The organism is Cryobacterium sp. TMT3-29-2, assembly GCF_004564305.1.
Taxonomy (GTDB): domain Bacteria; phylum Actinomycetota; class Actinomycetes; order Actinomycetales; family Microbacteriaceae; genus Cryobacterium; species Cryobacterium sinapicolor.
The window spans coordinates 39621-57993 of record NZ_SOGK01000115.1; the positions used below are offsets into that span (position 1 = coordinate 39621).

Sequence of the window (18373 nt, forward strand, 5' to 3'; positions counted from 1 at the left end):
TCGGGTGCCCACGCTCAGTTCGCCCGAAGCAGCTGCATCGACGCGGCCGGAACCAGGAACTGGTCGCCGGGGGCGTGCTCGATGACCGCTTCGCTCAGGTCGTCGTGGCTGGAATCCCAGAGCAACGAGTACGACGTGACGCCCGTGTGCACAGGCAGCGTCACCGTCACCTCTTCCTCACGGCCCTGCACGATCAGCAGGATGCGGTTGAACTCCTCGTGCTCCGGGGTGCTCGCCGCCAGATACTGCAGCGTGCGCTCCTTGGAGGAGTGCCAGTCGTCCTCGGACATGGACCGGCCCTCCACGTTGTACCAGTCCATCTCGCTGGCGCTGAGGGTCTTCTCGCCGGGGCGTCCGAATCGCACCGGCCGGAGCGCCGGGTTCTCGCGCCGCAGTTGAAGGAGGCGCCGGGTCACCCGGTGCAGGTCCTCCTGCCAGTCGTCGAGGTCCCAGTTCAACCAGGTGAGCTCGCTGTCGTGGCAGTAGGCGTTGTTGTTACCGCGCTGGCTGCGACCGAATTCGTCACCCGCGGTGATCATCGGCACACCGGCCGACAACAGCAGGGTTGCGAGCAGGTTGCGCATGGCCTTCCGCCGGGCGGTCAGGATGGCCCGGTCCCGGGTCGGGCCCTCCGCGCCATGGTTGAACGAGTTGTTGGAGTCGGTGCCGTCCCGGTTCGACTCCCCGTTGCCGACGTTGTGCTTGACGTTGTACGAGGTCAGGTCGGCCATGGTGAAACCGTCGTGGGCCGTGATGAAGTTGAGCGAGGCGAGGGGCCCGCGCTCCCGGGAGAAGGTGTTCGCGGAACCGGCGAGACGGGTAGCGAAGCGCCCGATCCCACTGCCGGCGTGCCCGTCGCGGGCCGCCGCCAGGTCGGTCAGCCAGAAGGAGCGCATGCGGTCGCGGTAGCGGTCGTTCCACTCGGTCCACTCGGAGGGGAAGTTGCCGGTCTGCCAGCCGCCCATCCCGATGTCCCAGGGCTCGGCGATCAACTTCACCTGGGACAGTTCCGGGTCGGCCTGGATCTCCGCGAGCAGCCGGCTGTTCGCCTGGAACTCGACGTTCTCGTCTCGGGCGAGCGTGGCCGCCAGGTCGAAGCGGAAGCCGTCGATCTGCACCTCGTTCGCCCAGTAGCGAAGCGAGTCGAGCACCAGGCGGCGGGGAACGTCATGGGACACGTTCAGCGTGTTGCCGCACCCCGTGACGTCGATGTACCCGCCGGCGCTGTTCTGCCGGTAGTAGGCGGCGTTGTCGATGCCGCGCAGGCTGCTGACCGGGCCGTTCGGACCCTCCTCTGCGGTGTGGTTGTAGACCACGTCGAGGATGACCTCGAGGCCGGCCTCGTGCAGCAGCTTGACCATGCCCTTGAACTCCCGCAGCACGGCCTCGGGCCCGGCGGCCTGCGACGCCTGGGTGGCGTAGTCGGCGTGCGGAGAGAAGAAGTTGAAAGTGTTGTAACCCCAATAATTGCTCAGCCCCTGCTTGATCAGACGCTGCTCGGACACGAACGCCTGCACCGGGAGTAGTTCGACACTGGTCACTCCGAGGTTTTTCAGATAGTCGATGGTCGACTCGTGGGCGAGGCCCGCGTAGGTGCCGCGGAGTTTCGCCGGCACCGAGGGGCTGAGGTTGGTCAGGCCGCGCACATGGGCCTCGTAGATCACCGCGTGGTCCAGGGCGATCTTCGGTTTGACCGATCCGGCCCAGTCGAATTCGTCGTCGACCACGGAGGACTGCCACTGGTCGGGGCCGACCCGCACGAGTCCGCGCGAATAGGGCTCGATCAGTGCTTTCTCGGGGTGGAAGGAGTTGCGGGGCGCGGTGGGTCCGGAGACGCGGATGCCGTAGCGGCGTCCGGGGGAGAGGGTGCGGGAACGTCCGGACCAAACGCCGTGCTCATCCTTGACCATGGGCACGGTCTTGATGATCCAGTTGGGGTCGGTGGCGTCGAAGATGCACAGGTCGATAGCATCGGCGGTCTCCGACCACACGCGGAGTTCGCCGCCGTGGGTCGTGACTCGCACGCCGAGGCTGCGCAGGGGATCAGGCGGGGTCATGCGTTCTAGAGTAATGAGTACAGAAGCTGAGTTTTACCACCGGGAGACCCTCCGGTGAGACCCTCGGCGCTCGAGCATGCGCGGACGGAGCGAGATGGCGATCTATCTGGACCATGCGGCAACCACCCCTATGCTGCCTGAGGCCATCGACGCCTACGTTCGCATGATGGGTGTGGTGGGCAACCCCGCATCCGTTCACAGCCAAGGACAGAACGCGAAACGGATGCTCGAGGAGGCCCGCGAGCACGTCGCCGCCAGCCTCGGCTGCGACCCGATCGAGGTGGTCTTCACCGGCGGGGGCACCGAGGCGATCAATCTCGGCATCAAGGGGCTGTTCTGGGCCAGGCAGCCGCGCCCCCGTATCCTCGTTCCCGGCGGCGAGCACCACGCCACCATGGACACCGTCGAATGGCTCGAACGCCACGAGGGCGCCGTGGTCGAGTGGCTGCCGCTGGACTCCCTCGGCCGGATCGACCTCGCCGCGGTCGCCCAATCCATCGCCGCGAACCCCGACGACATCGCCCTGGTCACGCTGCTCAGCGCCAACAACGAGGTGGGCACCCTGCAGCCGGTCGCCGAGGTCGCCGCGCTCGCCGCAGAGCACGGTATCCCCGTGCACGTCGACGCGGTGGCGGCGTACGGGCACGTGCCGATCGACTTCCACGCCCTCAGCCGGGCCGGCGTGGCCGCGCTGAGCGTCTCGGCGCACAAGATCGGCGGCCCGGTGGGCATCGGGGCGCTCGCGCTCTCGCGCCGGGCCACGATCGAGCCGCTGCTGCACGGCGGCGGGCAGCAGCGCCAGGTGCGCAGCGGCACCCAGGACGTCGCGGCGGCCGTGGCGTTCGCTGTCGCCGCGAACGCCCTGCACGACCTGCCGGCGGAGAACCTGCGGGTCACGGCGCTGCGCGAGCGGCTCGTCTCGGGCACCCGCGCGGCCGTGCCGTCCGTCGTGGTGAACGGCGACCCGGACCCGCGGAACCACCTGCCCGGCACCGCGCATTTCAGCTTCCCGGGGTGCGAGGGCGACTCGCTCCTATTCCTGCTCGACGTGGCCGGCATCTCGGTGTCTACCGGCTCAGCCTGCCAGGCGGGTGTGCCCGAGCCCTCGCACGTGCTGCGCGCCATGGGCCGCAGTGAAGTGGAGGCGCGCGGCGCCCTGCGGATCACCCTCGGCCGCACCAACACCGAGGCCGACGTCGACGCGTTGCTCGCCGCTCTCCCGGCCGCCCATGCCCGGGCGGAGCGGGCCGGCCTAGCCGACCGGGTGCCGGGGCGCTGAGCCGCGCCGCGGCATCCGCGCTCTGCTGCACGTTGTCGTTTCTCACCCGCGGCGCGGGTGCCGCGCCGCTGCGCGCCTGGCACGCCACGAGCGCAGCGGCTCAGCTGCCGCGCGGCTGATGTGGTGGTGCTGGACGCCGTGGACCTACACGTGTAAAGTATTTCTTACAGGTAAACGGATGTCGAGGGGAGCGGGGGCACGATGACGCTTGACGAGGAGATCGCCCGGCTGTCCGCCCTCGCCAACCCGCACCGGTTCCGCATTATCGCCCTGCTGGCGGCAGAGTCCCTCCATGTGAGTGAGCTCGCCCGTCGGCTGGGGATGTCCCGGGCACTGTTGTACATGCACCTGCAACGACTCGAATCGGCCGGTTACGTGACCGGGCACCTCGAACTCTCCGACGACGGCAAGGCCCTGAAATTTTTCGAGGTCGTTCCGTTCGAGGTCACCACCAACGTCGCACGCATCGTTGCGGCGGTCGCAGCAGATACAGAAAGCACACACTGATGGACAACATTCCCTGGTTCGCCTGGATCGCCATTGTCGGCATCATCGCCGGAGTCACATCGAGCATCGTGGCGGCCGTGCTGCGCTCGCGCGAAAAGCAGACGGAGTTCGCCGGAGCGGCGGACCTGCGCGGCCTTGTCGAGCAGAGCACCGCGAGCAATCAGGCCGTGCTGGACCGACTCGCCCTGCTGGAGCTCCGCCTCGCCTCGATCGAGCGAACCCTGACCGATATCCCCTGACCGATATCCCGTGACCCCGGCCTTGGCTGGTGCCGTGGGCATCCGTCGTCGCTCGTCCCGGCCCATCGTTCCGTTGCGCGGGGGCTGCGCGGGGGCTGCGCGGGGGCTGCGCGGGGGCGCTCACCCGATTACACTCGTCAGGTGAAGGTTTTGGCAGCAATGAGCGGTGGGGTGGACTCCGCCGTCGCCGCAGCCCGCATGGTCGAGGCGGGGCACGAGGTGGTCGGGGTGCACCTGGCCCTGAGCCGGATGCCCGGCACCCTGCGCACCGGCAGCCGCGGCTGCTGCACCGTCGAAGATTCGATGGATGCCCAGCGGGCCGCCAACATCATCGGCATCCCGTATTACGTCTGGGACTTCTCCGAGCGTTTCAAGCTCGACGTGGTCGACGACTTCATCGCCGAATACGCCGCCGGCCGCACCCCGAACCCCTGCATGCGCTGCAACGAGCGGATCAAGTTCGCAGCCCTGCTTGAAAAGGCCCTCGACCTAGGCTTCGACGCCGTCGCCACCGGCCACTACGCCACAATCGAGACGGATGCCGACGGCAACCGCGAACTGCACCGCGCCAGCGCCTGGGCCAAGGACCAGTCCTATGTGCTGGGCGTGCTCACCCAGGAGCAGCTGGCCCACTCGATGTTCCCGCTCGGCGCGACGCCCTCCAAGGCCGAGGTGCGCGCCGAGGCCGCCGAGCGCGGCTTCTCGGTCGCGAACAAGCCCGACTCCTACGACATCTGCTTCATCCCCGACGGTGACACCCGCGGCTGGCTGGCCGAGCGCGTGCCGCCGGCGACCGGCGCCATCCTGGACCGGGACGGCAACACCCTCGGCACGCACGAAGGAGCGGCCGCGTTCACCGTGGGACAGCGCAAGGGGCTGCAGATCGGCACCCCAGCCGCCGACGGCAAGCCGCGGTTCGTGCTCGAGGTGCGCCCGATCTCCAACACGGTCGTCGTCGGGCCGAAGGAGGCGCTGGCGATCAAGGAGATCGCCGGAACGACGTTCACCTGGTGCGGCGTCGCCCCGGCGCACCCGGAGATCGCCTTCGACTGCGATGTGCAGATCCGCGCCCACGCCGACCCGGTTCCCGCCGTTGCCCAGGTGGTTCCGCTCAGGGCCGCCTCGTCCACCGAGACCAGCGCGAGCCACGGGACCGGCGCCACCACTGAACTCGTCATCATCCCGTCCGAGCCGCTCACCGGCGTCGCTCCCGGGCAGACCGCCGTCGTCTACGTCGGCACCCGCGTGCTCGGCCAGTGCACGATCGACCGCACGGTCAGTGCCGTCGAGAGCGTCCTCGCCGCCGTCGATGCCGGCGCCGTCGATGCGTAGTCCCGCGGCCGATTCCGAGGCAGACGCGGCCCTGCACGCCGCCGCGGCCGAGGTCGCAGACCTGACCCGGCGCATCCTCGAGGCCCGTGACGCCTACTACGACCGCAACGAGGTCGTCATCTCCGACACGGAGTACGACGAGCTGGTGCGCCGGTTGGCCGAGCTCGAGCGGGAATTCCCGGAACTGGCCAGCCAGGACAGCCCCACCCAGACCGTGGGCGGCCGCGCCGAGACCAGCCTGTTCGATCCGGTCCAGCACGCCGAGCGCATGCTCAGCCTCGACAACGTGTTCTCGATCGAGGACTTCGGGATCTGGGCGGCGAAGGTCGAACGCGACGCCGGGCGGCCCGTGCGCTACCTCTGCGAGCTCAAGATCGACGGGCTCGCGATCAACCTCCGATACGAGCACGGGGTGCTGGTCAGCGCCGCCACGCGTGGCGACGGGGTGGTCGGCGAGGACGTCAGCGAGAACGTCGCCTGGGTGCCGGGTATCCCGAGACAGCTGGCGGGCACCGGGCACCCGGCCCTGATGGAGGTGCGCGGCGAGGTGTTCTTCCCGGTTGCCGCCTTCCTCGACCTCAACGCCGCCCAGGTCGCGGCCGGCGAACGCGTCTTCGCGAACCCCCGCAACGCGGCGGCCGGCTCCCTGCGCCAGAAGGCCGAGGGCAAGGCCGCTGAACCACTCCGCCTGATGCGCGCCCGGCTCGGCCGCCTCCGGATGCTGGTGCACGGCATCGGCGCGTGGGCGACCCCGCCGGTCGCGTCCCAATCCGACGTCTACGAGCTGCTGCAGGGCTGGGGTCTACCCACCAGCAGCTACTACCGGGTGGAGCCATCCGCGACCCCGGCAGCGGAGTTCATCGCGTACTACGGGGCGCACCGGGCGAGCGTGGACCACGAGATCGACGGCATCGTGATCAAAGTCGACGAGCTGGCCCTGCACGCCGAACTCGGTGCCACCAGCCGCGCGCCGCGCTGGGCGATCGCCTACAAGTACCCACCGGAGCAGGTCAACACCCGGCTTCTCGACATCGTCGTCAGCGTCGGCCGCACCGGCCGCGCCACCCCGTTCGCCGTGATGGACAAGGTGCGGGTCGCCGGCTCCGAGGTGCGCCAGGCCACCCTGCACAACCAGGACGTCGTCAAGGCCAAGGGCATCCTGATCGGCGACACCGTCGTGCTGCGCAAGGCCGGGGACGTCATCCCCGAGGTGCTCGGCCCGGTGCTCGAGCTGCGCGACGGCACCGAACGTGTCTTCGTCATGCCGGCGAACTGCCCGGAGTGCGGCACGCCGCTCGCTCCGGCCAAGGAGGGCGACATCGATCTGCGCTGTCCGAACGCCCGCAGCTGCCCGGCCCAGGTGCGCGGTCGGGTCGAGCACATCGGTTCCCGCGGCGCCCTCGACATCGAGGTGCTCGGTGAGGTGGCCGCGGCCGCGCTCACCCAGCCCACCCGACCGGCGGAGCCGCCCCTGCCCACCGAGGCCGGGCTGTTCGACCTCACGCTCGGCGACCTGCTGCCGATCGAGGTCATCGTGCGGGATGCCGAGACCGGGCTGGCCAAGGAGGAGGACGACGGCTCCGTGCGGCTGCGCACGCCGTTCCGGCGCAACCCCACGGCCGCCGAGAAGAAGCAGGGCACTCAGGGCCCGCAGCCGTCGTCGAGTGCGCTGAAGCTCCTGCGCGAGATCGAGTCGGCGAAGACCAAGCCGCTCTGGCGGCTTCTGGTGGCCCTCAACATCCGTCACGTCGGGCCGGTGGCCGCGCGCGCCCTGGCCGGCCACTTCGGGTCCCTCGACCTGATCCGCGCTGCCTCCCGGGAGGATCTGGCCGAGGTCGACGGGGTGGGCGGCATCATCGCCGACGCCGTCATCGGCTGGTTCGAGGTGGACTGGCACCAGGGCATCGTCGAGCAGTGGATGCGTGCCGGTGTCCAGTTCACGACCCCGGGGCACCTCGGTCCGGGAGCCGCCGCAGCAGCCGGGGGAGTGCTGGCCGGGCTGACGGTCGTGGCCACGGGCTCGATCGAGGGCTACACCCGCGAAGAGGCGCAGGAGGCGATCATCTCCGCCGGTGGCAAATCCGCCTCGAGCGTGTCCAAGAACACCGACTTCGTCGCCGCCGGTCCGGGCGCCGGGTCGAAACTGGCCAAAGCCGAGGCGCTCGGCCTGCGCGTCCTCGACGCCGCCCAGTTCCGCCTGCTCGTCACCGAGGGCCCGGATGCACTAGCCGAGTCGTCGGACGATGCCGATGCCGCGGTCGTCGAACCGCAACCAGCAATAGCCGACACCGACACGGACACCGACCCGGCCTGACGTCAACCGGGATCCCGGGCCGGGACCTCCGACGCGTCCACCCAGCCGAGCACCATCCGGGTGAACAGCTCCACATTCTCGATGCTCCAGACGTGGTGCATGCCGGGCGCGATCCAGGTACGCGTCTGTGGCAGATGGGTGACCAGGAGGGGAAAGCTGTCTCGCACGATCCGGGATTCCCGCTCGCCCGCGACCGCCAGTAGAGGGCCGTGATAGTTGCCGAGGCCTTCCGGGGCGCCGCCGCGATTCACGTCGGCGAACATGCGCCGGGCATTGTCGGCGCGCAGGCTCAGGCCGTGCTCCACGAACAGGTCGACCGCGTCGGCGGGCAGGCCGAAGGCCTTCGCCTGGGCCCGCCAATACCAGGGGCGGTTCCAGAGCGGCAGTTGCAGTGTGTTCAGGAACCGCACCGTACCGTGCACGCCGGTGAGTGGAACGCCGGACACCAGGCACGAGCGCAGCAGCCCTGGGTGCCGGGCCATGACCTGCGTGGCCACCAGGCCGCCCAGGGACAGCCCCACCAGGTGTGCCCGGCCGCCGCGTGCATGCGCGGCGATGATGCCGGCCACATCGTCGGCGGCCTGCCCGAGGGAGAGCCAGTCCTCCCCGGACCGGTCGCCGAATCCGGGCAGATCCGGGGTCAGCAGATGCCGGCCGGGCATGCCCTCCACCTGAGCCTGCCAGGACCAGGAGGCAACGTTGCCGCCGTGCAGGAACAGGATCGTGTCGGTCCCCGTGGCGTCCGCACCGTGCTCCAAGGGGTAGTGGACCTGGCTCATCCGAGGGCCTCCTTCGTCTCGACCAGCCACGCCAGTTCGGCTTCGGCATGGAGGATTCCGTTCCGCAGTGTCGCGAAGCGCAGCCGGCGTCCGAGGTCGTCCGGGGCGCGGTCGTCGGGCTCACGGGGGGACTGCTCCTGCTCCGCCACGCCGCGCAGCGCAGCCAGCAATGCCGTGGCCTGGTTGCGCCGGGTCCGCAGCAGCGCCCGAGTGGCCGGAACCCCCAGAGTGCCGACGAAGAACAGTCGCATCAGAAACGCGTCGTGCGGCGTCTCGGGCTCCAGCGGCGAACGCAGCCAGTCATTCAGGGCCCCACGGCCGGCCGGGGTGATGTGGTGCTCGCGCCGGTCGGGGCGTCCCTGCTGCGGAACGACCTCGACCTCGGCCAGTCCGTCAGAGACCAGAACCGCGAGGGTGCGGTAGATCTGGGACTGGTCGGCCGACCAGAAGTGGGCGACGGATGCCTCAATGCTCTTCTTGAGGTCGTAGCCCGTCATCGGTGCGAGATCCAGAATGCCCAGGAGGGCGATTTTCAGCGACATACCTATATAGGAGCACACCTATACAGGACTTAGCAAGTATGAGAATGTGTGCATTTGGCCCTTGATCGGGGGGTCATGCAGACCCGCTATGGGGGCACGGCCGCGCCATCCGTTTCAGTAGTCTGGATACGCGATGCTTGTCTTCCAGGCTCGTGTCGATGTGCTGCTCGGTGTTCGTGAGGGGACGTGCCCAGGTTTGCTGTTAGAAGCGGCGGTTCTAACGTTCTCGCTGGCTCTCAATGGGGTCAGCGAGACCATTGGAGTGCACGCTCTCAGCAACACCGTCCAGGGCCAGCCGGTGCCGAACCGAGGCGCCGAACCAGCCGCGGCCGAACCGCTGTGGCTGAACCTGACGGCGCGTACGGGCACCTCGGTCGGGGTTCCCGCAGCCGGCGACTCGACCGTGTCCGCGCAACCCATCGCATCCGTCCCAAGGACTGCCACGGTCGCGACCGCTGAATCCGTGCGGGGGATGACCGGAGCGAGCCTGCTGGCCGGACTGTCCAGCCTCTCCGGGGCGGAGATGGCGGCGTTCGTGGAACAGGCCCCCGCCCAGGTCGACGCCCTGCTCACGAGTCCGCCCGCAGCCTCCGCGGTGGCCGGTCTGTGGACCGAACTCGGCGCCGACGAGCGGTCGTCGATGCTGGCGGCCGCACCCAGGCTCGTCGGCAACCTGGAGGGTATCCCCTTCCGGGAGCGGGGCCGTGCCAACGCCCGCTACCTCACGCAGAGCCTCGCCGACGTCACGGAGCGGCTGGCCGGCGCGACCGACGACAACGAGCGCACGCTGCTCACCCGGGAACTCGCCGTTTTGAACCAGGTCAAGGCGGCCCTGCGCACCCCCGACGGCGCGCCTCGCCGTTCCCTGATCCTCCTGGACCGCACCGGCGGCGGGCGGGCCGCGATCGCCCTCGGCAACCCCGACACCGCCGATTTCGTCACCTATCTGGTGCCCGGCATGAACTACGCGGTGGAACAGCAGATCGCCAACTGGACCGACACCGCCAATGCCGTGTACGCGGAGCAGACCGCGGTGCTGCGCGAGCAGGCGCCCGGCGGGCGGGGCTTGACCGGCGACATCCGTGCCGCCGGCGTCGCCACGATCGCCTGGATCGGCTACGAGGCGCCCAACGTGTTCAACGTCGGCGGGACGGGCCTGGCCGAGGTCGGCGCCGACTTCCTGGAGCAGTCGGCGCTGGGCATCGAGGCCGACCGGGGCACGCGTCGGCCCTTCGTCTCCGTCCTCGCCCACTCGTACGGCTCGACTGTGGCGCTCACGGCGCTGGCCCGCGGGACGTTCGGCGTGGACGCCCTGGTACTGGTGGGTTCACCGGGCAGCCAGGTGCAGTCCGTCGACCGCCTGAGCGTCGCGCCGGGGAAGGTCTATGTGGGCAGTGCCGACTGGGACCCGACCGTGAACAGCGCGTTCTTCGGCAGCGATCCCGGTACGGAGTCCTATGGCGCGAACACCCTCGGCGTGTCCGGCGGGCACGACCGGGTCACCGGCTCCTGGCTGCATGGATCGGTCGGCCATAACGCCTATTTCGACGTGGGCAGTGAGTCCCTGCACAACATGGCGCTGATCGGAACCGGCAACGCGGATCTTGTCACCGACGGCTCCGAATAGAATTGGGGAATCCACCCCCGACGATCGTACGGAGCAACATGTCTGAAATCACGGCCGAGCAGGTTGCCCATTTGGCCAACCTTGCCCGGATCGACCTCAGCGCGGAGGAGATCACCCGCCTCACGACCGAACTCGGCCAGATCGTTGACTCGGTCGCGAAGGTAGCCGAAGTGGCCACGCCGGATGTGCCGGCGACGAGCCACCCGATGCCGCTGACCAATGTCTTCCGTGCCGACACGGTGGTCCCCTCGCTCACGGTAGAACAGGCGCTCTCCGGGGCTCCAGACCGGGACGGCGACAAGTTCCGCGTGCCCGCAATCCTGGACGAGGAGTAACCCATGGCCAATGTGATCAAGCTGTCCGCCGCCGACCTCTCGGGTCTGCTGTCCGATCGGTCCGTCAGCTCCGTCGAGGTGACCCAGGCCCACCTGGACCGCATCGACGCCATCGACACCGGGGTGCACGCGTTCCTGCACGTGGCCGGCGAGGCCGCGCTCGCCGCCGCCGCCCGCATCGACGCCCGGCGTGCCGCCGGTGAGGTGCTCGGGCCGCTCGCCGGGGTGCCGATCGCCATCAAGGACGTGCTCGCAACCATCGACATGCCCTCGACCGCCGGTTCCAAGATCCTGGAGGGCTGGATCCCCCCGTACGACGCCACCGTGGTCCGGCGCGTGCGGGACGCCGGGCTGATTCCCCTCGGCAAGACCAACATGGACGAGTTCGCGATGGGCTCGTCGACCGAGTTCTCCGCCTACGGCCCGACGCACAACCCGTGGGACTTCGACCGGATCCCCGGCGGCTCGGGCGGCGGCTCTGCGGCCGCGGTCAGCTCCTTCGAGGCGCCGCTCGCACTCGGCAGCGACACCGGCGGCTCGATCCGCCAGCCGGCCGCCGTCACCGGTTCCGTCGGCGTCAAGCCCACCTACGGCGGTGTGTCCCGCTACGGGTCGATCGCTCTCGCATCCTCTCTCGACCAGGTCGGCCCGGTCACCCGCACGGTGCTCGACGCCGCCCTGCTGCACGATGTGATCGGCGGGCACGACCCGCTCGACTCGACGTCGCTGACGGACACCTGGCCGTCGATGGCCGCCGCCGCCCGCGCCGGCCTCGCCGACGGGGCACTCAAGGGAGTGCGGGTCGGCGTGGTCACAGAGCTGAACGGCGACGGATTCCAGTCCGGCGTCTCTCAGCGCTTCACCGAGACCCTCGCGCTTCTCGCCGCGGCGGGCGCCGAGATCGTCGAGGTCTCCGCCCCCAACTTCGAGTATGCGATCGCGGCCTACTACCTGATCCTGCCGGCCGAGGCGTCGAGCAACCTGGCGCGTTTCGACTCGGTGCGCTTCGGCATCCGGGTCAACCCGGAAGACGGCCCGCTGACCAGCGAACGGGTCATGGCGGCCACGCGGGACGCGGGCTTCGGTCCCGAGGTCAAGCGCCGCATCATCCTCGGCACCTACGCCCTCAGCGCCGGCTACTACGACGCCTACTACGGCAGCGCGCAGAAGGTGCGCACCCTGATCCAGCGCGACTTCGAAGCGGCCTTCGCGAAGGTCGACGTGCTGGTATCGCCGAGTGCGCCTACCACGGCCTTCAAGTTCGGCGAGAAGATGGCCGACCCGATGGCGATGTACCTCAACGACGTCACCACGATCCCGGCCAACCTGGCCGGAATTCCCGGCATGAGCCTGCCGATGGGCCTCGCCCCCGAAGACGGCCTGCCGGTCGGCTTACAGATCATGGCGCCCGCGAAAATGGACGCCCGCCTCTACAGCTTCGGAGCCGCCGTCGAGGCACTGCTGGAAGCCTCCTGGGGGCGCACCCTCCTCAGCCAGGCGCCGGAACTGGCGCCGAAAGCAATGTCTGCCGGCACAGCGTCAACGAGCACAGAGGGAGCCGTCTGATGAAGAAGGCCGAACTGATGGATTACGACAAGGCCCTGGAGCTGTTCGAGCCGGTGCTCGGCTTCGAGGTGCACGTGGAGCTCAACACCAAGACCAAGATGTTCTGCGGTTGTGCAAACGAATTCGGCCAGGGTGCCAACACCAACACCTGCCCGACCTGCCTGGGACTGCCCGGCGGGCTGCCCCAGGTGAATGCGAAGGCCATTGAGTCGAGCATCCGTTTGGGGCTCGCCCTCGGCTGTGAGATCGCGGAGCACTCGCGATTCGCTCGGAAGAACTACTTCTACCCGGACACGGCGAAGAACTTCCAGACCTCACAGTATGACGAGCCGATCGCGTTCAACGGTCAGCTCACGATCGAGCTCGAAAGCGGCCGCCTGGTCACGGTCGACATCGAGCGCGCACACATGGAGGATGACGCCGGCAAGCTCACCCATGTGGGTGGGGCGACCGGTCGCATCCAGGGTGCCGACTACTCGCTGGTCGATTACAACCGCGGTGGCGTGCCGCTGGTCGAGATCGTCACCCAGATGATCGAGGGCGGCGAGGCCGACTCGCCCGAGATCGGCCGCACCTACGTCGCCGCCATCCGCGAGATCGTGAAGGCGCTCGGCGTCTCCAACGCCCGGATGGAAGAGGGCAACGTGCGTTGTGACGCGAACGTGTCGCTTCGCCCGCGCGGTTCGAACGTGCTCGGCACGCGCACCGAGACCAAGAATGTGAACTCGCTGCGTTCGGTCGAACGCGCCGTGCGCTACGAGATCCAGCGTCAGGCGGCCCTGTTGCACGCCGGCGGAACCATCACCCAGGAGACCCGGCACTGGCACGAGGACACCGGCATCACCTCGGCCGGCCGGCCCAAGTCCGACGCCGACGACTACCGGTACTTCCCGGAACCCGACCTCGTTCCCGTGGCCCCGTCGCGGGAATGGGTGGAGGAGCTTCGCGCCACCCTGCCGGAGCCTCCGGCCGCCCGCCGCAAGCGACTCCAAGCCGACTGGGGCTTCGCTGATCTCGAATTCCAGGATGTCGTCAACTCCGACCTCTTGGACGCCGTCGAGGCCACCATCGCGGCCGGTGCAGCGCCCCAGGCCGCCCGCAAGTGGTGGACCGGTGAGGTCGCCCGCCTCGCGAACGTCTCCGGAGTCTCCGCGGACTCGCTCGTTCAGCCGGTGCAGGTCGCCGCGCTGATCGAACTCGTCGTGGCCGGCACGCTGACCGACCGTCTGGCCCGTCAGGTGCTCGAGGGCGTCATCGGCGGCGAGGGCACCCCAATCGAGGTCGTCGAGTCCCGCGGTCTCGCGGTCGTATCGGACGACGGCGCGCTCATCGCGGCCATCGACGAGGCTCTGGCTGCCCAGCCCGACGTCCTGGCGAAGATCCGGGACGGCAAGGTCCAGGCGGCCGGCGCCGTGATCGGTGCCGTCATGAAGGCCATGCGCGGACAGGCGGATGCCGCCCGCGTGCGCGAGCTCGTGCTCGAGCGTGCCGGAGCGGCCGAGTAGTGGGATTGCGGAACAAGCGTGAGCCTGCCGCCGACGGGCAGTCCGGTCCCAACCCGGGCGCCCTCGGCGTGGGGGCGCAGGTTGTGGTGCGCCTGGACCGGGAGCGGTATCCGGATGCCACCGCCGAGGACCCGAGCGGCGTGATCGTGGCTGCCGGCGAACTCCAGGGCGCGGCTCTGTACGCCCCCGTAACCGGCCGGGAAACCGTGTGGGTCGTGGAGTTCGACGAACCCTTCTACGGTCTCGACGGTTCCGGTCCGCACGCATCGGCTCGAGTGGCGCAGAGCTCGCTCGAAGCGGCCCCCGAGGCGTAGCCGCCGTGGAACAGGAGGAGCGGGAGCCGGAGCCGGATCGTCCGGCGACTGCGCGGGACATCCGTCGCTGGCGACGGTATCTTGCGGACGAACGGGCCGAAGCGAACGTGTACCGCGATCTGGCCCGGCGCCGTTCCGGCGAGGAACGCGAGATCCTGCTGGCTCTGGCCGATGCCGAGGGGCGGCACGAGGAACACTGGCGGCATCTGCTGGGCGACCAGGTTGGAGCGCCGCTCCGAGGCGCCATCCGCACCCGCTTTCTGGGGTTCCTGGCCCGCCGGTTCGGTTCGGTGTTCGTGTTGGCCCTCGCCCAGCGTGCCGAGGCCCGCTCACCGTATGACGGCGATGCCGACGCCACCGACACCATGGCCGCCGACGAGCGTATCCACGAGGAGGTCGTGCGCGGGCTGGCCGCTCGTGGCCGGCACCGGCTGGCCGGAACGTTCCGGGCCGCTGTCTTCGGGATCAACGACGGTCTCGTCAGCAACCTGGCCCTGGTGCTGGGCATCGGCGCCACGGGAGTGCCCGCCGCCACGATCCTCTTCACCGGTATCGCCGGGCTCCTCGCCGGAGCGCTCTCGATGGGTGCCGGCGAGTACGTCTCGGTGCGGTCCCAGCGTGAGCTGCTCGAGGCGTCGACGCCGAATCCGGCGTCCCGGAGCGTACTGTCCCACCTCGATCTGGCCGCGAACGAGTTGACCCTAGTCTATCGCGCGCAGGGGATGTCGCCGGAGAAGGCCGAAATCCACGCCCGCGAAGTTCTGCGCACGGTGGCCATCGCCACCGGTCCCGTCGAGGTCAAGAAGACCGGCGGCCTGTCGCCGGCGGTCGACGAGCACGAAGCCATCGGCACGGGTATCGGGGCAGCCACGTCGAGTTTCTGCTTCTTCGCGTCCGGGGCGATCCTGCCGGTGCTGCCCTACCTGTTCGGGCTCGACGGGATCACCGCGGTCATCGTGGCCGCCGCGCTCGTGGGGCTCGCCCTGCTGGCCACCGGTGCCATCGTCGGTCTACTGTCGGGCGGGCCGCCCTGGCGCCGCGCCATCCGTCAGCTCATCATCGGGTTCGGCGCCGCCGGCGTCACCTACCTGCTGGGCCTCCTCTTCGGAACGTCGATCGCCTAACGCGGCTTCCGAGCAGCCCCGGTGGTTGAGCCGGTCGAAACCGCTCAGAACGGCGCGGCATCATCCGAGGCCAGCGATCGAACAATCCGCTTCGATTCCGGCGACTCCCCGGTGCACGGATGATTGTGGCCGCCTCGCTGATGAACGTGCGCCCGGTCGGTGAGGTCCACGTGAATGTGCCGTCCGGCAGCATCCGTCGTCACGTAAATGAGGAGCTTTTCCGGAAACGCCGTTCGCGGCGCCCGCCGAAGCGGCGTGTCGCGAAAATCTACCGCAGGCAGCGACTGCGACCGTGACGGATGCCGGCGAACATCCGGACGTCGGCGCACCGGGTCTCGACAGGCTCGACCACCGGGGCGGCTCGACCACCGGGGCGGCTCGACCACCGAGACCAGACCGAAACTGAGAGAAATGGCCGACGGGTCCATAATGTCTCGGCGTAGCCCCGAAAGCCGCCCAGCCCTGTCCGAGCAAGGAGTCGTCATGACCGCTGACCGCCCCGCGATCCGGTTGACCGGATTGACGAAGAGTTTCGGCGGCACCGCGAATGCCGTCGACGGCATCGACCTCGACATCGCCGAGGGGGAGTTCTTTTCTATGCTCGGGCCGTCCGGTTCCGGCAAGACCACCGTGCTGCGCCTCATCGCCGGATTCGAGCAGCCCACGGCCGGCACGGTGTCGCTGCTCGGGGAAGACGTCACCGACCGCGCCCCCTTCGACCGTGACGTGAACACGGTGTTCCAGGACTACGCCCTCTTCCCCCATATGAGCGTGCTCGACAATGTGGCCTACGGGCTGCGCGTGCGGGGCGTCCCCAGGCGCCAACGCCACGCCCAGGCCCGGCAGGCCCTCGAGACCGTGCGCCTCGGAGGTTTCGGTGACCGCAAACCCGGCCAGCTGTCCGGCGGTCAGCGACAGCGGGTCGCCCTGGCCCGCGCCACCGTCGTGCGGCCCAAGGTGCTGCTCCTCGACGAACCGCTCGGCGCCCTCGACCTCAAGCTCCGGGAGCAGATGCAGGTCGAACTCAAGGAGTTGCAGCGCGAACTGGGCATCACCTTCATCTTCGTCACGCACGACCAGGAGGAGGCGCTCACCCTGAGCGACCGCATCGCGGTCTTCAACGAGGGGCGCATCGAGCAGCTCGGCACACCGGCGGAGATCTACGACCGACCACTGTCGCCGTTCGTGGCCGCCTTCGTCGGTACCTCCAACATCTTCCCTGACGCCCTCTCCCGGGCCGTGCTCGGTCGCGTCGGCATGCACGCCCTGCGCCCTGAGAAGGTCACGGTCGGCCGGGCGGATGCCGCGCTGTCCACCCAGCGCACGGCACCCGGCACACTCGCCGAGGTGATCTACGTCGGCAGCACCTCCCGGCTGATCGTCGACCTCGACGCCGGCATGCGCATCATCGCGCTCGAGCAGAACGACGCGCACCGGGTGACGGAGGACGAGCGCGGATCCCGGGTGAGCGTCGGCTGGCAGGACGGCGACATCGTTGCGCTCGAGAAGGCGACCGCCGTCACCACCGACCCAGCCACCGTTCCAGCCACCGTTCCAGCCACCGTTCCAGCCCCGAAACACACCACCGACACAGCACGATAACCGGAATGGAGAATGCAATGACACATCTTTCAGCACGACGCACCCGTATTCGTTCGTCAATCCTCACGGGATTGGCGATCGCCTCGGTGGCGTTGTTGACCGCCTGCGGCACCGGGGGCGACACGGGCACCGGGGGAGCGGAGAGAAGCGAAGCGCCCACGGAACTCGCCGAGAACGAGGACACGGTCTCGATCCTGGCCTGGCCGGGCTACGTCGAAGACGGCGGCAACGACCCGTCCGTCGACTGGGTGAGCGCCTTCGAGGAGGAGACCGGTTGCATGGTCACCAGCAAGACCTATGGCACCTCCGACGAGGCTTTCAACCTGATGAAGACCGGCGAGTACGACGTGGTCGCGGCTTCCGGCGATGCATCGCTGCGCCTGGTCGCGGCCGGAGACGTGGCCCCGGTCAACACCGACCTCATCCCCAACTACGAGGGCATCTATGACTTCCTGAAGATGCAGGACTGGAACAGCGTCGACGGCGTCGCCTACGGGATTCCGCACGGCTACGGTGCGAACCTGCTGATGTACAACACCGATGCCGTGACGCCGGCGCCGACCTCCTGGGACGTCGTCTTCGACGAGTCCAGCCAGTACGCGGGCAAGGTGACGGCCTACGATTCCCCGATCTATATCGCGGACGCCGCCATGTACCTGATGACCCACCAGCCCGATCTCGGCATCGAGAACCCGTACTCGCTGGACGAGACCCAGCTTGCCGCGGCCGTCGACCTGCTCAAGGCGCAGCGGGAGAACATCGGCGAATACTGGTCGGACTACCTCAAGTCGATCCAGGCCTTCGAGACCGGTGACACCGTCGTCGGCACCACCTGGCAGGTCATCCGCAATTCCCTGGCCGAAGGAACCCCGGCCGAGGTTGTGCTCCCCGAGGAGGGCGTCACCGGATGGTCCGACACCTGGATGGTCGCATCCGGGGCGCAGAGCCCGAACTGCGCCTACGCCTGGCTGAACTACATCGCCAGCCCGGAAGCGAACGCCCAGGCCACCGAGTACTTCGGTGAGGCCCCCTCCAACCAGGGCGCCTGCGACTTCACGGTGAACCCCGACCAGTGCGAGATCTTCCACGCCGGCGACGAGGAGTACGCGTCGCAGATCTGGTACTGGTCGACTCCGATCGAGGACTGCCTCGACGGCCGCACCGACGTGAAGTGCACCGACTACTCCGACTGGACGACCGCCTGGCAGGAGATCAAGGGCTAGCGCGGCATCCTGTCAGGCCGAGCCGGAA

The 18373-nt window shown here is 69.0% G+C and carries 16 protein-coding genes; 13 read left to right on the forward strand and 3 right to left on the reverse strand.

Going from position 1 to position 18373, the window contains the following annotated elements:
• Positions 1 to 14: 14 nt before the first annotated feature.
• A complete protein-coding gene (gene glgX / locus E3O67_RS13025) occupies positions 15 to 2057 on the reverse strand; it encodes a glycogen debranching protein GlgX (RefSeq protein ID WP_135102894.1) in 2043 nt (680 codons plus the stop codon).
• A gap of 94 nt (positions 2058 to 2151) precedes the next feature.
• Here glgX and E3O67_RS13030 point away from each other — a divergent pair, with 94 nt between their 5' ends.
• From E3O67_RS13030 to ligA, 5 genes are all read left to right on the forward strand, one after another.
• On the forward strand, positions 2152 to 3336 hold the full coding sequence (locus E3O67_RS13030; protein WP_135102895.1) for a cysteine desulfurase family protein: 1185 nt from the start codon (positions 2152 to 2154) through the stop codon (positions 3334 to 3336).
• Positions 3337 to 3537: 201 nt separating this feature from the next.
• Positions 3538 to 3843, forward strand: coding sequence for a winged helix-turn-helix domain-containing protein (locus E3O67_RS13035; protein WP_134430182.1), 306 nt, complete (start codon positions 3538 to 3540; stop codon positions 3841 to 3843).
• A complete protein-coding gene (locus E3O67_RS13040; protein ID WP_134430185.1) occupies positions 3843 to 4082 on the forward strand; it encodes a hypothetical protein in 240 nt (79 codons plus the stop codon). The genes E3O67_RS13035 and E3O67_RS13040 overlap by 1 nt, the downstream gene beginning before the upstream one ends.
• 141 nt (positions 4083 to 4223) lie before the next feature.
• Positions 4224 to 5414 (forward strand): tRNA 2-thiouridine(34) synthase MnmA, encoded by a 1191-nt coding sequence (gene mnmA, locus E3O67_RS13045; protein WP_135102896.1) that lies wholly within the window; start codon positions 4224 to 4226, stop codon positions 5412 to 5414.
• Positions 5407 to 7728, forward strand: coding sequence for an NAD-dependent DNA ligase LigA (gene ligA, locus E3O67_RS13050; RefSeq protein WP_134430190.1), 2322 nt, complete (start codon positions 5407 to 5409; stop codon positions 7726 to 7728). The genes mnmA and ligA overlap by 8 nt, the downstream gene beginning before the upstream one ends.
• A gap of 2 nt (positions 7729 to 7730) precedes the next feature.
• Here the strand turns inward: ligA and E3O67_RS13055 are convergent, their stop codons facing one another.
• Together E3O67_RS13055 and E3O67_RS13060 are read right to left on the reverse strand one after the other, a co-directional pair.
• Positions 7731 to 8507, reverse strand: coding sequence for an alpha/beta fold hydrolase (locus E3O67_RS13055; protein WP_135102897.1), 777 nt, complete (start codon positions 8505 to 8507; stop codon positions 7731 to 7733).
• On the reverse strand, positions 8504 to 9049 hold the full coding sequence (locus E3O67_RS13060; RefSeq protein WP_134430196.1) for a PadR family transcriptional regulator: 546 nt from the start codon (positions 9047 to 9049) through the stop codon (positions 8504 to 8506). Before E3O67_RS13060 ends, E3O67_RS13055 begins: the two co-directional genes overlap by 4 nt.
• Positions 9050 to 9311: 262 nt before the next feature.
• On the opposite strand from E3O67_RS13060, the gene E3O67_RS13065 reads away from it, so the two are divergent.
• The 8 genes from E3O67_RS13065 (at position 9312) to E3O67_RS13100 (ending at position 18345) form a co-directional block, all read left to right on the forward strand.
• On the forward strand, positions 9312 to 10676 hold the full coding sequence (locus E3O67_RS13065) for an alpha/beta hydrolase (RefSeq protein WP_166786978.1): 1365 nt from the start codon (positions 9312 to 9314) through the stop codon (positions 10674 to 10676).
• 38 nt (positions 10677 to 10714) lie between these two features.
• Entirely contained in the window at positions 10715 to 11011 is a 297-nt protein-coding gene (gene gatC / locus E3O67_RS13070; protein ID WP_166786979.1) for an Asp-tRNA(Asn)/Glu-tRNA(Gln) amidotransferase subunit GatC, read from the forward strand.
• 3 nt (positions 11012 to 11014) lie between these two features.
• Positions 11015 to 12577: an Asp-tRNA(Asn)/Glu-tRNA(Gln) amidotransferase subunit GatA gene (gatA, locus tag E3O67_RS13075; protein ID WP_134430202.1), complete on the forward strand. Its 1563-nt coding sequence runs from the start codon at positions 11015 to 11017 to the stop codon at positions 12575 to 12577.
• Positions 12577 to 14082, forward strand: coding sequence for an Asp-tRNA(Asn)/Glu-tRNA(Gln) amidotransferase subunit GatB (gene gatB / locus E3O67_RS13080; RefSeq protein WP_134430205.1), 1506 nt, complete (start codon positions 12577 to 12579; stop codon positions 14080 to 14082). The genes gatA and gatB overlap by 1 nt, the downstream gene beginning before the upstream one ends.
• A gap of 5 nt (positions 14083 to 14087) precedes the next feature.
• Positions 14088 to 14396: a hypothetical protein gene (locus E3O67_RS13085; protein WP_134430208.1), complete on the forward strand. Its 309-nt coding sequence runs from the start codon at positions 14088 to 14090 to the stop codon at positions 14394 to 14396.
• A 5-nt stretch (positions 14397 to 14401) separates the two neighbouring features.
• Positions 14402 to 15520 (forward strand): VIT1/CCC1 transporter family protein, encoded by a 1119-nt coding sequence (locus tag E3O67_RS13090; RefSeq protein WP_134430211.1) that lies wholly within the window; start codon positions 14402 to 14404, stop codon positions 15518 to 15520.
• 483 nt (positions 15521 to 16003) lie between these two features.
• Entirely contained in the window at positions 16004 to 17122 is a 1119-nt protein-coding gene (locus E3O67_RS13095) for an ABC transporter ATP-binding protein (protein WP_134430214.1), read from the forward strand.
• A 17-nt stretch (positions 17123 to 17139) separates the two neighbouring features.
• Positions 17140 to 18345 (forward strand): ABC transporter substrate-binding protein, encoded by a 1206-nt coding sequence (locus tag E3O67_RS13100; RefSeq protein WP_134430217.1) that lies wholly within the window; start codon positions 17140 to 17142, stop codon positions 18343 to 18345.
• Positions 18346 to 18373 lie beyond the last annotated feature (28 nt).

Coding starts and splice junctions, on each gene's coding strand:
- E3O67_RS13055 (WP_135102897.1), bottom strand. CDS start 8,507: ATGAGCCAGGTCCACTACCCCTTGGAGCACGGTGCGGACGCCACGGGG.
- gatB (WP_134430205.1), top strand. CDS start 12,577: ATGAAGAAGGCCGAACTGATGGATTACGACAAGGCCCTGGAGCTGTTC.
- E3O67_RS13035 (WP_134430182.1), top strand. CDS start 3,538: ATGACGCTTGACGAGGAGATCGCCCGGCTGTCCGCCCTCGCCAACCCG.
- glgX (WP_135102894.1), bottom strand. CDS start 2,057: ATGACCCCGCCTGATCCCCTGCGCAGCCTCGGCGTGCGAGTCACGACC.
- gatA (WP_134430202.1), top strand. CDS start 11,015: ATGGCCAATGTGATCAAGCTGTCCGCCGCCGACCTCTCGGGTCTGCTG.
- E3O67_RS13100 (WP_134430217.1), top strand. CDS start 17,140: ATGACACATCTTTCAGCACGACGCACCCGTATTCGTTCGTCAATCCTC.
- E3O67_RS13030 (WP_135102895.1), top strand. CDS start 2,152: ATGGCGATCTATCTGGACCATGCGGCAACCACCCCTATGCTGCCTGAG.
- E3O67_RS13040 (WP_134430185.1), top strand. CDS start 3,843: ATGGACAACATTCCCTGGTTCGCCTGGATCGCCATTGTCGGCATCATC.
- gatC (WP_166786979.1), top strand. CDS start 10,715: ATGTCTGAAATCACGGCCGAGCAGGTTGCCCATTTGGCCAACCTTGCC.
- E3O67_RS13095 (WP_134430214.1), top strand. CDS start 16,004: ATGACCGCTGACCGCCCCGCGATCCGGTTGACCGGATTGACGAAGAGT.
- ligA (WP_134430190.1), top strand. CDS start 5,407: ATGCGTAGTCCCGCGGCCGATTCCGAGGCAGACGCGGCCCTGCACGCC.
- E3O67_RS13060 (WP_134430196.1), bottom strand. CDS start 9,049: ATGTCGCTGAAAATCGCCCTCCTGGGCATTCTGGATCTCGCACCGATG.